Source organism: Microcoleus sp. A6-C6 (assembly GCF_036705955.1).
Classification (GTDB): Bacteria; Cyanobacteriota; Cyanobacteriia; order Cyanobacteriales; family Microcoleaceae; genus Microcoleus.
The window spans coordinates 1-14,657 of the sequence record NZ_JAUBVR010000040.1; the positions used below are offsets into that span (position 1 = coordinate 1).

Consider the following 14,657-nt stretch of genomic DNA (forward strand, 5'->3'; position numbering starts at 1 on the left):
ATCTCCCCCTCTCCCCATCTCCCCCTCTCCCCATCTCCCCATCTCCCCATCTCCCCATCTCCCCATCTCCCCCTCTCATCTTCCGCCCTGGATAATGATGTATGCGCCCCAAACAGCAGCAGCAAAAGCCAAAATCGCAGACCAAATCGGATGTCCGCTATCACTGACTTTCCCTTCTTGACTGCGAAGAGTTTCCAGGTCGATCGCCACAGTAGCACCTCGGCGCAGCCAACCAGTCGCCACAACGGGTTTTCCGATCAAATCGATCGGGCGAGTCGTCTGTTTGATCAAAAATGGGTATAAAGAACCGATCGGGCCAATCCTCGAAACATAGTGCAACCTCACCAAACCCGTCGCCGTTTGCAAGATCAAATCTTGTCCCAGCCAATTCTCAATACCAGCCCTACCCAAAAGTTGCCCGGAAAGCTGCACAGGTTGAGCATCGACGGGCCAAGTCTCAGAATTTGACAAAATCTCCGGTAAACTCGGTGAAGTGGTTTCTTGTGGCGTAATGTCGGGGAAAAAATAGTTAATCCGGATCAAAGTACCGAGACAAAATCCGATCGGCAAACAGCCCCAAAAGATCGATCGATCGCCCAAAAGCCAATCGAGTTGCCAAATACTCGTCTTGGAAAACAGCCAGCCAACCATCCACAGCAGCCCGACAATCCCCAAACCCATCGGAATCCCAAAAAACGGCGCACCCTGTAAAAATAGTGTTGAGTCTTTAAATTCGAGTATTGATTTAAGAGACAATTTTGCTTTCTTGGGTTGTTCCGGCGACAGACTCGCCAAATCCAACTCAGTCTCCAGTTTCCAGAATTGAGCGTAGAGTTCCAATAGCTTGAAACGCTCTCCCAGCAAAGGATGCGCGCTGTTAATTGTCAACCAAGTGCGGTGAGGATTGGTGACATCCCACAGCAAAATTTGTGCTAGTGGCGCGCGTAATGCAGCACCACCAAGGGTTACAGCTTGTGCGACGCCGACGGGTAACAATAAATCGAAACTTTCGAGGAAAAAGCTTGTTTGTTTTTGCTGTTCAATATTTGCAGCAATCCCAATCGCAATTTTAGCGATAGCCCGCGTCAAACCGTTGGGATTGCCGGTAATTTCTGCTGAAGTTCGATCGCTAAAATACACTCTACGGCGCGACAACCACAACATCGGCCAGCGCAACAACTTATAAATCCCGTAACTAATAGCAGAAATTGCAGCGGTTATAAATCTGACAGCAGAACGCAAAAAGTCGATCGTCATTAAATCACACAACCGCTCGCCCCAGTAAGCAGTCTGCCAATATATAAGGTAAGGAATCTGAATCACCAACATCGCCAGCGACATCGGCGCAAAATCCCAGTGAGAAATATGGGCTAATTCCCGCGCGAAAATAGTAGCAATTTCATCATCCGTCAATTGATCTAACAGCCCTTGACTGACAGCAATCCGAGCAAAACGGGGCAAACAGCCGTAACTGAAAGCCACAGGAACATTTACTGGTAATAGTTTCAGCACCGGTACCGGCATATTTTGCTTGGTACAAAAACTTCGCAGTACGCGGCTAGCTTCCTTGCTGTGTTTGGATAAAACTGATCCGCGCAGGGTTTCGATGCCGCAAAATAGTTTCAGCAGCGCGTCTGTCAGCCAGGGAGAGGAGGCCAAAAGCAATCCGAAAACAAACTGGAGGAAGGGAGTTGGATCGCGGTAAAAAAGCTGAATCGGCTGGAAAATTGGCAATCTAGTAAATATGAAAAGCTGAACTAATAGAGAATTAGTGTTTGTCAGCAGGAATTGTAGGACAAATCGGGCTAGGAAAAATAGGGCGATCGCACTTGCAAAAGCTTCGATCCGAAACTCCAGCAACTTCAGCGGTTTGAGGGGACGCGGGTTTTTCGCGGTGCGCGCTGCTTCGCGCCAAGTTAGTTGGTAAGTATCTGTTGGGGAACCGGGACTATTTTCGTCGCTAGTTTCTGTATCGGGTGTGGTTTCTGTGGATATTGCCGGTTTGGGGGGTGGAGGTGGCGGTGAAATATGTGGCGATTTGGTGTTTCCTGGCGTGGCAGTCGGCTCTAAGGGTGAAAATCCGGTTTTTTGGTCTGCGGTTGGTCGTAGCGTAGCGGGGCGTAAGCCATCGCCCTTAACCATTTTTTTCGCTGATTCCGTTGCTGAATTGAAGGCGACAAAGCCTGTTTTTGGGGGAGTTTCCGGGGGTTTTGGGGGGCGAGGTGGGGTTAATTCGGTTAAAGTGCGATCGGCCCAGGTTTTGATTTGGGTGTTGGGGATTTTGGTGAGGGATGTGCACAGGGCGATCGCGCTTTGGAGATTTCCGGTTGCTTTGTACGCCGCCACTAACCCCATTTGGGCGCGGATTCCGGGCGGTTGATTTGCTGCGGTTTGGCTGACGGATTCTAAAAGGGCGATCGCGCTTTGGTAATCTTTTTGTTTCAAAGCCGCTAACCCAGCCTCTAGAGACTGTTTCAGAGATGAATCCGCCGAATTTTGATTGTTTGGAGATGCCATAACTGTGATTGCGCTTGTGTCTTGTCTAAGATAACCTCACCCAAAGGCAATTCGGCAACTATAGCCTTTCTCATAAAAATGAGTCGTACGGTGCGTCGCCTCGCGAAAAATCCCTGGATGCGATCGAGAATTTCATAGCGACGCACCGGGAAAACAGGACTCGCAAAACAAACAACACTTAATTTGTAGGATTACTTTTTGCAACTGGCATAAGGTGCGTCAGAATTGGTGTATGCAAAACAATTAGGTTTTGCCGTCTGACGCACCCTACTCCTTTATCTATGATCTCAAACTTTGCTTTCTAGCAAGATCGCACTTTAGAGGTCGGCTCCAACGCATTGTTAGACTGTCTTTACTTTGCATATTTCAACGTGCCCTCCTTCAAAAACTTGAACCATAAGTTGAAAGCCTTCCATCAATGACATTCCAACAAGAGGTTCTGAATCAGCTTCATCGATTGGGATAGTTATATAATCTCCATCCCAAACCAAAACTGCTTCATAGACATTAAAAACGCATTCGCTACCATCACCAAGAATAGCTCGTCCTCGTCTTTTCCATTTCAGATTTAATCGAGCAATTAGGTCTGGTGGTAATGAAAGCCAACCATTAAAACCCGTATCGATAATTGCCTCTTGATTGTAAACTTTACCCTCAGAATCAGATATCGAAAGCGTGATAATTGCTTCAAAATCACCATTAACGACTCCTGCGATCATACTAATCTCTTGGTTCGTCCACCAAATCGACGAACGTGTCGAGAGCCAATACGCACAATCCAGATTTGAGCGTCTGGGTGGCGAGTTTCAAGGCGATCGCAAGCAGCTATTTCACGCGCATCAACTTCAAAGTCTCCTGATTCGAGGTCGATCGCCACAATCTTTCCGTGATTACCTGCTTCAACTTGTGGACGTATTTGGGTTTGATAGATGAGATCGCCACGTTGAGCGAATTCTTCTTTACTATAGCGAGGCTGACGGACTGCCATAATTGTGATTCCTCTTTAAACCGCTACGTCCTTAGACATTATAATCGACAGACAAGCAAGTCTAAATATTGTATACGTCCAAACAACAATAAGGTGCGTTACATTTCATTAACGCACCCTACAAGATTAGCGATCGCACTAAGGGTTCGCAATGACATTAGCAGATTAATCCATAAACCACCACCAAACCCCAACAAATATGCCCATTGACGACGAAGACTTTGAAAGCCAATCGATCGCAGACGATCGCAAACTGCAACTTTTCACCGACAGACACGAATTTACGCGCCGATTTGCCTTTTATTTAAACGAAGACCAGCCCCGCGAACAAATTTTGTATTTTTACGGAGATGGAGGAAACGGCAAATCCTTGCTGTTAAAACACTTGCAGTTTCACTGCTGCAAAAAATTCCCCCCGCAGGTGTGGCAAGAATTGCGGGAAATCCCAGAAGCAAAAGCCGCCCAAGTTGCCGATTTTGTCCGCTACGCAAAACCCAAAACCTACACTCCCATACCCGTAGTGCGGCACGACTTCGGCTTGATACCGATTAAGGAAGATAAACCGCAAGATAGATTTTACGGTTTGCTGATGCTGCGGCGCAATCTGGCAGAATCAGCCAAGAAATATAAATTTAAATTTCCTAATTATGATTTTGCTTGCTTTTGGTATTTGCTCAACAAGGGCGAGTCTGACGCAACTCTCAATCAACTTTTCCCCAACGATTTGATTGACTTTTTGACACCTGTAGTGGAAACCTTTGCCGGATTTCCCGTGGTGTCGCAAGTTGCAGCGGGGCTGAAATTGATTGATAAATTCGGCGGCATTAAGCGCACGATGAAATTAATTCAAACGCGCCTTGGTGTCAGCGATGAAAAAGCAGATGAAATTCGCCGTAAAGATATTGATATTGAGTTAATCGACTGTTTGCCGAAATTGTTTGCGGCTGATTTGAATGCGGCAATGGCTGGGAAACATAAACCAGATCGCCTGGTGATGCTGTTTGATACCCACGAGAAGTTGTGGGATGAGAAACGGAATTCCCAGGGTGAAAAGTTTTGGTATCAAGATGAGTGGTTTCGGCGGTTGCTGAGGGCATTGGATTACAAATTGGGGATTGTGGTTGCTGTGGCGGGGCGTGATTCCCCAGTGGCACAATTGCGGTGGCCCACTGCGTCGAGGTTTCCAATTCCTGAACATTATATCGATGCACAATTGGTTTGGCATTTGTCTCCGGCTGATGCTAAGGACTATTTGCATAAAGTGGAGATTGATCTGCCGGATTTGGCGGATGCTGTGATTAAATATGCCAGCGTTAATCCTGATGAGAGTTGGGAGAATTTGCAGGTGCATCCGTTTTATTTGGGTTTGTGCGCGGATGTGGTGTTGGCTGAAAGGCGCAGGGGGATTGAGTTGCTGTCGTCGGATTTTGCGCGGATTCCGAAGTTGGAACATAAGACGGCGGAGTTGACGGATCGTTTGTTGATGTATGTGGATCGCGAAGTGCGATCGGCTGTGCATTCTTTGAGTGCTTGTCGCGCTTTTGATGAGGATTTGTACATGAGATTGGGAGCAGGTTGTCACTTCCAGGCTAGCAGTGCAAATTTTGAGATTTTGACGAGTTTTTCGTTTGTGTGGAAATCGGAAAAATGGGGGGATAATTGGTATCGGATTCACGATTTATTGCGGCGCTTGGATGCGGATAGGGATAATGAGAAAACTCGCAGGGCTCATGGAGTTTTAGAGGGGCATTATCGGGAATTGGGGAATAAGGCTGAGGCGATTTATCATGCTAATCGCTTGGATTGGGAGCGGGGTGTGAAGGAATGGGTAGAGGTGTTTAATGGAGCTTTGAACAAGAGTCGTTATGGGGAATGTGAGTCGCTGCTGGAAGTTAGGAGTGTGTTGTGGATAAAAAGCGATTTTTGGCTTGGTATCATTTCAGAATCAGAGGGAAATTATTATGTTCAGTTGGCTCGACGCGCAGAGGCAAAACAGGAATATTTAGAGGCAATTGAAGCTTACGATGGCCAACTCATCCTAGCTCCCGATAATAAAGCTACGATCAACAACAAAGGGATAGCGCTAAAATGTTTGGGTGAGTTACAGGCAGAGCTAAGTGAATTTGAGGCGGCAAAACTATCTTACTCTGAGGCGATCGCTGCCTGCAATTCAGCTTTACAAATTGCACCGGATGATAACTCAGCTCTCAACAACAAAGGGAATGCGCTACAAAGTCTGGGTAATTTACAGGCAGGGTTAACTGATTTTGAGGCAGCCAAACTATCTTACTTTGATGCGATTGCTGCCTTTGATTCTGCTTTAAAAATTATATCGGATGATATCTCAGCTCTGAACAACAAAGGGAATGCGCTGACAAGTCTGGGCGAGTTACAAACCCAGCTAAGTGAATTTGAGGCTGCCAAACTTTCTTTTTCAGAGGCGATTGCTGCCTTGAATTCTGCTTTACGAATTGCACCCGATTCTAACTATGCTCTCAACACCAAAGGGGGTGCGCTGGCAAGTCTGGGTGATTTGCAGGCAAAGCTAACTGAGTTTGAATCTGCAAAACTTTCTTTCACAGAGGCGATCGCTGCCTATAATTATGCTTTACAAATTGCACCGAATGACAACAGATTTTTTAACAACAAAGGGCTTGCGCTGCTAAGACTGGGTGAGTTACAAGCACAGCTAAGTGAGTTGGAGGGTGCAAAACTATCTTACTCTGAGGCGATCGCTGCCTGCAATTCAGCTTTAAACATTGCACCGGATAATATCAGTGCTCTCAACAACAAAGGGTTCGCGCTGCAAAGTCTGGGTGAGTTACACTCACAGCTACATGAATTTGAGGCGGCAAAACTTTCTTTTTCAGAGGCTATCCTTGTCTACAATTTAGCTTTCAACATTGCACCGGATCACAGATTTTTTAACAACAAAGGGATTGCGCTGCGAGCTCTGGGTGATTTACAGGCAGGGCTAAGTGAGTTTGGGAGGGCAAAACTATCTTACTTTGATGCGATCGCTGCCTTTGATTCTGTTTTAGGAATTTCACCGCGTTATAACTATGCTCTCAACAACAAAGGGGTTGCAATGAAAAATCTGGGTGATTTGCACGCACAGCTCACTGATTTTGAGGCGGCAAAACTTTCTTACTCAGAGGCGATCGCTGCCTATGATTCTGCTTTAGGAATTGCAGCGGATTATATCTTAGCTCTCAACAACAAAGGGATTGCGCTGATCGCTCTGGGTAATTTGCAATCAAACTTATCTGAGAAACAGGAAGCACTCAAGAATTGGCAACAGGCACTGGAAATATTTAATCGCTCGTTAGGCATTGCTCCTAACAACGATCGCCTTCGCAATAACCGTGATGTGCTGCAAGAATTTCTCGATAATTTGGGTGAGGATACTGCCAGCAGTTAGCTTGATGGGAAAGAGTGAATCAGACAAAGAAACCGGGTTTTTTCCCAAATCTGCGAATCACCACCAAGTATTCAAGGGAAAAACCCGGTTTCTGGCCACCCCTGCGTAAGTCCTAAATTTGCTAAAATAGACCCAGAAAATATCAAAATATCAAAAACATGAACGATAATTTGGGTGAAAATACTTGATGTAATATCGTGTTATATCGATCGCAATTCCTGTAGGGGCGGGTTCACCAACAATCGAAGATTCACATCGCAAATATTCATAAACCCGCCCCCACCCAACCAACCAACCCCGATCGCATAAAATGTTTATTGGTATTTGCGTTGAGAGGGGGCGGGTTTTTAAGATTGTCAATTATTGGCCGATATTGTTGGCTCACGGGCCCCTACAATATTGCTTAATCACTAACAAAACTTACCCACTCCGACAAAGAAACCGGGTTTTTTCCCAAATCTGCGAATCACCACCAATATTGTCATACAAACCCGGTTTCTGGCCACCCGCGCCAGACTTACCCACTCCGACAAAGAAACCGGGTTTTTCCCCAAATCTGCGAATCACAACGAAGTATTCTCGAAAAAACCCGGTTTCTGGCCACCCATGCACGACTTACGCACTCCGACAAAGAAACCGGGTTTTTTCCAAAATCTGCGAATCACCACCAACATTGTCATAAAAACCCGGTTTCTGGCCACCCATGCAAAACTTACCCACTCCGACAAAGAAACCGGGTTTTTTCCCAAATCTGCGAATTTTGTATCATTGTGAATTAACATGATATGGATAACTGCTGAATATAATTGATAACTTCATCTTTACTAATTATTTCAGAAGTTGGCACACAATAAGAAGGGTAAATATAATGAGTTTCACCTGTCGCTGCTGTTTTGCGTTTGTCTATTTTTGTACCATACCTATCTGGATAAATAATCCACTTTGTACTGGGACGTGTTGGCGTTATTGCTCCCCAAGCTGTTTTGGTATTTCGACAGTACCAGATAACTACTGCTGGCGAGTTTACCCATTGTTTACTTTCTACTTCACCGCACATCCAACCTTTATAACCGGGCGGTATTTGTCGAATCGGATCTGTAATACGGTGAAACACTGTTTTTACAGATATCCAAAAAATTTTCTTGCCTAAATCATCATACACAGGAATATCTTCGTCAGTATTAAACTGAGTAACAAAAGACTCTCCTGCATTAATTCCCCGTTTCCTCAGTCCATTGCGAATAAGTGTTACAGCATAATCTCCTTCAGCTAAAAATTCTTTCCAAGTCATAAATACTTAATCATACTTTTTCCTTAAAATATTATCATCAAAACTCATCTAACATTTCCTTATTTATGTCAGGCGAGGAATTTTTGATTTGATTCATTTGTTCTTTCACCATTTCTATTAAAAGATCGTTGCAGTATTCAGCAATTTCTGGATAGTTGTCTGCCATCTCTTCTAAAGGTGTTACCACACACGGGTCGCTAATATCTATACCCAATTCCATCCACTTCCTAGTTTGCTCCACAGCTTTATTTACCACCCCTTCTACTCCGGGTAGGTAGTTACTTATCTCCTCTAAGGAATTTAATTTGGAACTTTCCTCTACAGAAATAGAAAGATTTTCTAGTTGCTTTTTCTTAAGTATTTGAAGGTCTTGATCTTGTTCAAATACGGAAAGAAGTGAAGATGCTTCAGATTTGAGAATTTTCCTATGAGGAATCAATAAACTTTTTACTAAAAAGTAAGCAATATCTGCAATAAATTTTCGAGCCTCAAGCGGAATATGATCCCAATAATTAGTAGCAACTTCTCGAAATAGCTGATATGCTCTAATATAATGTACGTACCTATCTATGGGATCTTTTGTAGTTTTATTCCCACCTAAAATCATCAAGTTAAAAGCCTCAAAAGACATTTGAAGAGCCTTTAATTCATTGCTAAAATCTTTGATTATATTGTTTACTTTTTCATCTGAATCAACTTTTTGATAATTGTTGGCTATATCAAGTAGGAGTTCATGCGCTTCTTGAAACTTCTTTGAAATCAGAAATGGATCTTTAGAATTGAAACCTTCATCTACTAAACGATTTATTTCATCTATTTTGATATAAACTTTCAAATTTAAAGTGTAAAATTCAGAAGTAACAAATTCCGCTTCAAACTTTTGCCGAGCTTCCTCTATTTCGCTTTTAAAACTAGAGCTGAAAGCTTCAAATCTATCCAAAACAAACTGTGTCATAGCATTTAACCTCGCAGCAGTTGGCTGACTTGCACTAATCAAAGTTAGTTTACTTGCATTCTATCACAACCACACGAATAGTGCATCAAAGACTGATCGCACTTCCCGTACCTCCTCCAAGACTTAAAAACAGAAAGTCCGCCTGTGCGGACTTCGTTTGTCTAGCGCCACACATCAGTCTCACAGACTAATCACTCCAAATTCAACACACAATAAGGATAACGAGTCGTCACACAAACTACTGGCCCCACATAAAAACCCGGTTTCTGGCCACCCGCGCCAGACTTAACGCACTCCGACAAAGAAACCGGGTTTTTTCCCAAATTTGCGAATCACCACCAAATATTCAAGGGAAAAACCCGGTTTCTGGCCACCCGCGCGTCAGTCCTAAATTTGCTAAAATATCCCCATAAAATATCAAAATATCAAAAATATGAACGAATCCCAAATACCGCAAATACCTTGGCTACCCTTAAGCCGAGAAGCGCACAAACTATCAGTTACCGACAGATTAGCTCTAGTCAATGCGATTGTTGAGTCCATCAGACGGGAACTAAAACCCCCACAATCTTTACCAGATAACTTCGTGGAACCCATGACGGGGCTAGCAAAAACTGATGCACTACCGCTAACAAATACCGAAGTTAAAATTAGATTGCACCCCGATCGCCAAGGTGCAGCCAAGCGACTCAGAGGACTAGCCAAAACAGATATGCCACCGCCTACAGATGCAGAAGTTGCACTCATGTTAGAAGAACGTTTGGTGGAGAAGTACCTAAAATGAAGGTATTAGTAGACACCAATATTATCCTCGATAGTTTGCTAGAGCGAGAACCATTTGTAGAGGATGCTGATGCTTTATTTGAGGCGATTGAAAATGAGGAAATAGATGGATATGTAACAGCAACAACCTTAACAAATATCTTCTACATTGTCAGAAGACAAACTCGCAGCCTCGATCGCGCTAGGCAAGCTATTTCTGAAACACTAGCATTAATGAAAGTCTCAGCCGTCGATCGCGAGGTTTTGGAAATAGCATTTGCATCTAATTTAACCGATTTTGAGGATGCCGTACAGTTAGCTTGTGCGCTGTCAGATAACCTGGAGGCGATCGTCACCCGCGATGCAGAAGATTTCGTCGGTGCTACCTTATCAATTCTATCACCTAGAGAGTTATTAAAACGTTTGGAATAATATTAGCAGGATTTACGCACTCCGACAAAGAAACCGGGTTTTTTACCAAATCTGCGAATCACAACGAAGTATTCTGGAAAAAACCCGGTTTCTGGCCACGCGCGCAATCCTGGACGCACTGCGACAAAGAAACCCGGTATTTCCCCCAAATCTGCCAATCACAACGAGTATTCTCGAAAAAACCCGGTTTCTGGCCACCCGCGCGTAAGTCCTAAATTTGCTCAGAAGGACTCAACCTCTCAGCTTACCTTCCCGGCGGTGTACCATCAGCCGATCGCACTCGCCCGGTCTTATTTGTTTTGATGCGGGATTGGATAGTTATAATATGAGAATCAATTCAACAAGTGCGATCGAACCCGCTATCATCAGCCGAAAACTTGCACTCAAGGATAATTATGCTGAACAATCTTCAACAAGATCACCAACAAGACATACAGACTATTACTCAGGTTTTGGCAAAAATCACCAGTCGCACGCCGGATCAGATTAAACCCTTACTAGATGCGATGCTCAAACGGCTAATAGAATCTCAACAACCTCCATTTTACGAAACAGCTACTACAACAGAATGGTTAATAGCATTTCAAGAATGGGTTGACAGTCATCGTAGCCTAAACCTCCCCAATCTTTCAGATGAAGCTATTAGCCGAGAGAGCATTTATGGAGACAGAGGTTAAATGCCATTCCTCCTCGATACAAACATACTGCTGCGTAGCGTCGATAGCACACACCCAATGAATCCTGATGCTGTCAATGCCATCATTACTTTGCGTAATCGCGGGGAACAACTTTATATCGTACCCCAAAATTTGATAGAGTTTTGGAACGTCTGCACCCGCCCAATCCAGAGAAATGGATTAGGACGTACTGCAACAGAAGCAGAGGCAGAAATTAATCGCTTAAAACAGATTTTTCCTCTTTTGTTGGATACAGAAGCAATTTACCAAGAATGGGAGCGACTGGTGATCACATATAAGGTTATAGGTGTCAACGTTCATGATGCGCGGCTAGTTGCGGCTATGATCGTTCATGGTTTAACCCATATCCTAACTTTTAATATTACTGACTTTGCTCGTTATTCAGAAATTACGGCTGTTAATCCCCCAACTTTAAAGATGTAGACGGCGGTTGAAACCGCGTCTACACAAACGATGTCCGGATGGTGCGCGGACTAAAGAAAATAACGTAATTTCAACGGAATTTCAACTATCGTGTTTTCTTCAACCCGCGGAGGCGGGTTTTGTTTGTGTCGCCGCGAATTCCATTCGCCCGGTGTAGGGTTTCCCTACTCCGCGCTAACGGCCAAACCAGAAACCACAGGCGCGATCGCATTTAGCTTCAAAACAGGATGCTCACCTTCCACCTGACGGCAATTCCAGTCATTCCTAAACAACAAAACCGGCCGCCCCCAACTATCCTTCACCGTCACAGTATTAAACAACCGCCCAACCTTAGCCAGCGCATCCCAACCGCCATCAACCCAACGAGCTACACTATAAGGCAACATTTCGATCGCAGTTTCCACATTATATTCCGACTGCATTCGGAACTGCACAACCTCAAATTGCAACTGTCCCACAGCCGCCAAAATCGGATCCCGTTTCGACTCATCCACCGAATACATAATTTGCACAGCGCCCTCTTCCTGCAACTCCGAAACACCTTTGCGGAACTGCTTAAACTTAGAAGGATTCGGATTTCTCAAAACAGCAAAAAGTTCCGGCGAAAAACAGGGAATCCCTTCATATTCCAGCTTTTGACCAGTGTAAATAGTATCCCCGATCGCAAAAACCCCCGGATTGTTCAAACCAATCACATCACCCGGATACGCAACCTCGATCGACTCCCGATCCTGAGCAAATAACTTTTGAGGCCTTGACAAACGCACCGTTTTACCAGTCCGAGCGTGAGTCACGTTCATATCCTTTTCAAACTTACCCGTACAAACCCGAATAAACGCCACGCGATCGCGATGTCGCGGGTCCATATTCGCTTGCAACTTAAACACAAACCCGGTAAAATCTTCATAAGTTGGCGGAAGTTCCCCGACGCTGCTGTTGCGGGCGATCGGCTTCATCGCGTAATCTAAAAACGCATCTAAAAACAGTTCAACCCCAAAATTGCTCATCGCGCTACCAAAGAAAACCGGAGTCATTTTCCCAGCCCGAACTAAATCTAAATCGAGTTCAGTTCCTAACTCATCCAGCAGTTCCAACTCTTCTTTAAGCTGATAGTAAAGGTCTTGTTCCAACAAATCCTCAATCCGCGGATCGCCCAATTCAATTACTGTATCCACAGCCGCGCGAGAACCGTGTTTAGTCCGCTCGAATAAGTGAATTTTGCGCCCTCTGCGATCGAAAACACCCTTAAAGCGATCGCCCGTACCGATCGGCCAATTCACCGCATAAGTCTGCAACCCCAATTCCTTCTCAATTTCGTCCAATAAATCCAAAGGATCTCTGCTAGGGCGATCGAGCTTATTAAAGAAAGTAAATATAGGCAAACGTCGCAGCTTACAAACTTCAAATAACTTGCGAGTTTGCGGTTCCAAACCCTTAGCAGCATCCTCAAGCATCACCGCATTATCAGCCGCCGCCAGAGTGCGATAAGTATCTTCACTAAAATCTTGGTGTCCCGGAGTATCGAGCAGATTAATGTGATAATTTTGATACTCAAACTGCAACACAGTAGAAGTAATCGAAATTCCCCGCTGCTGTTCCATCGCCATCCAGTCAGAGGTAGCGTGTCGCTGAGCTCGCCGCGCTTTCACAGAACCTGCTTCGTGAATCGCACCTCCGTAAAGCAGCAGCTTTTCTGTCAAAGTAGTTTTCCCCGCGTCGGGGTGAGAGATAATCGCAAAGTTGCGCCGGCGCTCAACAGCAGCTAGCAGTTCAGTTTCGAGTTCTGTTGTCATCACAAATTAGGTAGGGGAATCATCACCCGATCGCCATTATAGCCTGTGCTACAGTTGCTATTAAAGGTAAAATTATCGGTAAAGTCAAGGAATAAAACTAATATGTACGACTCCGACAAGCGGAAGCTGCTATCACTGGTGTGTCACGGGGCAATTTTTTTCAGTACCTTAGTGTTCTCGATCGGAGCGCCGATCGCTGTATTGTTAGTATCAGATGACCCCGTTGTCAAAGAAAACGCCACAGAAGCCATCAATTTTCACCTGAATGTATGGCTGTACAGCACCGTGATTGTGGTGTTAACTGTCGTCACTTTTGGGCTTGCAGGCTTTATCCTCGTGCCGCTAGGTTATCTCCTGCACTGGGGACTGACAATTATGGCTATCCTCCACGTTTTGCAAGATCCTAACCAACCTTATCGGTACCCTTTTATTTTCCGAATAGTTTAGACAGCAAATCGCTCTTCACCATCGATTTAAACAACCCGATTTCTTGTAGAAACCGGGTTTTTAATTGTTTGATAGAAGAAGGAAGAAGGAAGAGAAAAGAAGGAAGAAGGAAGAAAAGAAACGGTTTTAGCTTAGCAATTCGTAAGGAAGAAAAGAAACGGTTTTAGCAATTCGTAAGGCGCAGTACGCATTTTACGGGAGAAAAATTGTGCCTACCTAATTGCCGCTCGAATAAAACACAATTCCCAATTCCCAATTCCCAATTCCCAATTCCCAATTCCCAATTCCCAACTTTCATCGCATTTCAGCAACTCTAGCAGTCTCTGTCGGTGGCATAACCGCTTCTTTAGCATTCAACTTTATATTCAACTCACGAATCCGGCGCGACAGCAAGCGAATAATATTAACAGCAATTCCCGGCGTTTCATCGATCGCATCATAGAGCTGCATTTGAGTCAGCATCAAACACTCCGATTGTTCCAGAGTAGAAATAGAAGCCGATCGAGGTTCCGCATCAAACAGCGACATTTCCCCGAAACAAGCCCCGGCTTTCAACTGTGCCAAATCCCGATCGCCTATATGCACCCGCACCGTACCCGATACCAAGATATAGAGCGATCGACCTTCCTGTCCTTCCGTAAAAATCCTATGCTTAGAAGGAAACGAAAGTTCATCCATCACCGATGCTAGACGCACGAGAAAATCATCCCGCAGTTCCTTAAAAATGGGAACTTCCCTGACAAACAATAGGCGTTCGACGCTGGTTAACATAATGCGATGCAGTGATTAATTTAAACTTTCAAAGGAGAAGAAAAAGGGGAGAGGGGGAGAGTGGGAGAGGGGGAGAGTGGGAGAGGGGGAGAGTGGGAGAGGGGGAGAGTGAGGAGTTGTTCTTGTTTTTTCCCTCTTTCTTCTTCCCTTTTCTTTCTT

General features: G+C 44.7%; 13 protein-coding genes. 6 read left to right on the plus strand and 7 right to left on the minus strand.

Annotated features, from left to right (window positions below; all coding sequences use genetic code 11):
- Positions 1 to 75: 75 nt before the first annotated feature.
- From QUB52_RS17045 to QUB52_RS17055, 3 genes are all read right to left on the minus strand, one after another.
- Positions 76 to 2,517: a zinc metalloprotease HtpX gene (locus QUB52_RS17045; RefSeq protein ID WP_332974076.1), complete on the minus strand. Its 2,442-nt coding sequence runs from the start codon at positions 2,515 to 2,517 to the stop codon at positions 76 to 78.
- Between the two features lie 341 nt (positions 2,518 to 2,858).
- Entirely contained in the window at positions 2,859 to 3,236 is a 378-nt protein-coding gene (locus QUB52_RS17050) for a clan AA aspartic protease (protein ID WP_332969986.1), read from the minus strand.
- Complete coding sequence (locus tag QUB52_RS17055; protein ID WP_332969987.1) at positions 3,233 to 3,505, minus strand: hypothetical protein; 273 nt, start codon at positions 3,503 to 3,505, stop codon at positions 3,233 to 3,235. The genes QUB52_RS17050 and QUB52_RS17055 overlap by 4 nt, the downstream gene beginning before the upstream one ends.
- 199 nt (positions 3,506 to 3,704) lie before the next feature.
- On the opposite strand from QUB52_RS17055, the gene QUB52_RS17060 reads away from it, so the two are divergent.
- Positions 3,705 to 6,926 carry a tetratricopeptide repeat protein gene (locus QUB52_RS17060; protein ID WP_332974077.1) on the plus strand — a complete coding sequence of 1,074 codons (3,222 nt, stop codon included), beginning with the start codon at positions 3,705 to 3,707 and terminating at the stop codon, positions 6,924 to 6,926.
- Positions 6,927 to 7,701: 775 nt separating this feature from the next.
- Here QUB52_RS17060 and QUB52_RS17065 read toward each other — a convergent pair.
- Positions 7,702 to 8,217 (minus strand): hypothetical protein, encoded by a 516-nt coding sequence (locus tag QUB52_RS17065; RefSeq protein ID WP_332974078.1) that lies wholly within the window; start codon positions 8,215 to 8,217, stop codon positions 7,702 to 7,704.
- A 37-nt stretch (positions 8,218 to 8,254) separates the two neighbouring features.
- A complete protein-coding gene (locus QUB52_RS17070) occupies positions 8,255 to 9,172 on the minus strand; it encodes a hypothetical protein (RefSeq protein WP_332974080.1) in 918 nt (305 codons plus the stop codon).
- A gap of 433 nt (positions 9,173 to 9,605) precedes the next feature.
- Here QUB52_RS17070 and QUB52_RS17075 point away from each other — a divergent pair, with 433 nt between their 5' ends.
- The 4 genes from QUB52_RS17075 to QUB52_RS17090 all read left to right on the plus strand — a co-directional run bounded on the left by QUB52_RS17075 (position 9,606) and on the right by QUB52_RS17090 (position 11,487).
- Entirely contained in the window at positions 9,606 to 9,956 is a 351-nt protein-coding gene (locus QUB52_RS17075) for a hypothetical protein (RefSeq protein ID WP_332974081.1), read from the plus strand.
- Entirely contained in the window at positions 9,953 to 10,366 is a 414-nt protein-coding gene (locus QUB52_RS17080; protein ID WP_332974082.1) for a PIN domain-containing protein, read from the plus strand. The genes QUB52_RS17075 and QUB52_RS17080 overlap by 4 nt, the downstream gene beginning before the upstream one ends.
- 395 nt (positions 10,367 to 10,761) lie before the next feature.
- Positions 10,762 to 11,043, plus strand: coding sequence for a hypothetical protein (locus QUB52_RS17085; RefSeq protein WP_332967976.1), 282 nt, complete (start codon positions 10,762 to 10,764; stop codon positions 11,041 to 11,043).
- On the plus strand, positions 11,044 to 11,487 hold the full coding sequence (locus QUB52_RS17090) for a type II toxin-antitoxin system VapC family toxin (protein WP_332967975.1): 444 nt from the start codon (positions 11,044 to 11,046) through the stop codon (positions 11,485 to 11,487).
- A gap of 164 nt (positions 11,488 to 11,651) precedes the next feature.
- On the opposite strand, the gene prfC is transcribed toward QUB52_RS17090, so the two are convergent.
- A complete protein-coding gene (gene prfC, locus QUB52_RS17095) occupies positions 11,652 to 13,280 on the minus strand; it encodes a peptide chain release factor 3 (protein WP_332974083.1) in 1,629 nt (542 codons plus the stop codon).
- 102 nt (positions 13,281 to 13,382) lie between these two features.
- On the opposite strand from prfC, the gene QUB52_RS17100 reads away from it, so the two are divergent.
- Complete coding sequence (locus QUB52_RS17100; protein WP_265239581.1) at positions 13,383 to 13,727, plus strand: DUF4870 domain-containing protein; 345 nt, start codon at positions 13,383 to 13,385, stop codon at positions 13,725 to 13,727.
- Between the two features lie 294 nt (positions 13,728 to 14,021).
- Here QUB52_RS17100 and QUB52_RS17105 read toward each other — a convergent pair whose 3' ends face one another.
- Positions 14,022 to 14,498, minus strand: coding sequence for a Crp/Fnr family transcriptional regulator (locus QUB52_RS17105; protein WP_265239582.1), 477 nt, complete (start codon positions 14,496 to 14,498; stop codon positions 14,022 to 14,024).
- Positions 14,499 to 14,657 lie beyond the last annotated feature (159 nt).

What these genes read in the sequence shown, in the direction of transcription:
- QUB52_RS17075 (WP_332974081.1), top strand. Translation starts at nt 9,606, where the DNA reads ATGAACGAATCCCAAATACCGCAAATACCTTGGCTACCCTTAAGCCGA.
- QUB52_RS17080 (WP_332974082.1), top strand. Translation starts at nt 9,953, where the DNA reads ATGAAGGTATTAGTAGACACCAATATTATCCTCGATAGTTTGCTAGAG.
- QUB52_RS17070 (WP_332974080.1), bottom strand. Translation starts at nt 9,172, where the DNA reads ATGACACAGTTTGTTTTGGATAGATTTGAAGCTTTCAGCTCTAGTTTT.
- QUB52_RS17045 (WP_332974076.1), bottom strand. Translation starts at nt 2,517, where the DNA reads ATGGCATCTCCAAACAATCAAAATTCGGCGGATTCATCTCTGAAACAG.
- QUB52_RS17105 (WP_265239582.1), bottom strand. Translation starts at nt 14,498, where the DNA reads ATGTTAACCAGCGTCGAACGCCTATTGTTTGTCAGGGAAGTTCCCATT.
- QUB52_RS17090 (WP_332967975.1), top strand. Translation starts at nt 11,044, where the DNA reads ATGCCATTCCTCCTCGATACAAACATACTGCTGCGTAGCGTCGATAGC.
- QUB52_RS17065 (WP_332974078.1), bottom strand. Translation starts at nt 8,217, where the DNA reads ATGACTTGGAAAGAATTTTTAGCTGAAGGAGATTATGCTGTAACACTT.
- QUB52_RS17050 (WP_332969986.1), bottom strand. Translation starts at nt 3,236, where the DNA reads ATGATCGCAGGAGTCGTTAATGGTGATTTTGAAGCAATTATCACGCTT.
- QUB52_RS17060 (WP_332974077.1), top strand. Translation starts at nt 3,705, where the DNA reads ATGCCCATTGACGACGAAGACTTTGAAAGCCAATCGATCGCAGACGAT.
- QUB52_RS17100 (WP_265239581.1), top strand. Translation starts at nt 13,383, where the DNA reads ATGTACGACTCCGACAAGCGGAAGCTGCTATCACTGGTGTGTCACGGG.
- prfC (WP_332974083.1), bottom strand. Translation starts at nt 13,280, where the DNA reads ATGACAACAGAACTCGAAACTGAACTGCTAGCTGCTGTTGAGCGCCGG.
- QUB52_RS17085 (WP_332967976.1), top strand. Translation starts at nt 10,762, where the DNA reads ATGCTGAACAATCTTCAACAAGATCACCAACAAGACATACAGACTATT.
- QUB52_RS17055 (WP_332969987.1), bottom strand. Translation starts at nt 3,505, where the DNA reads ATGGCAGTCCGTCAGCCTCGCTATAGTAAAGAAGAATTCGCTCAACGT.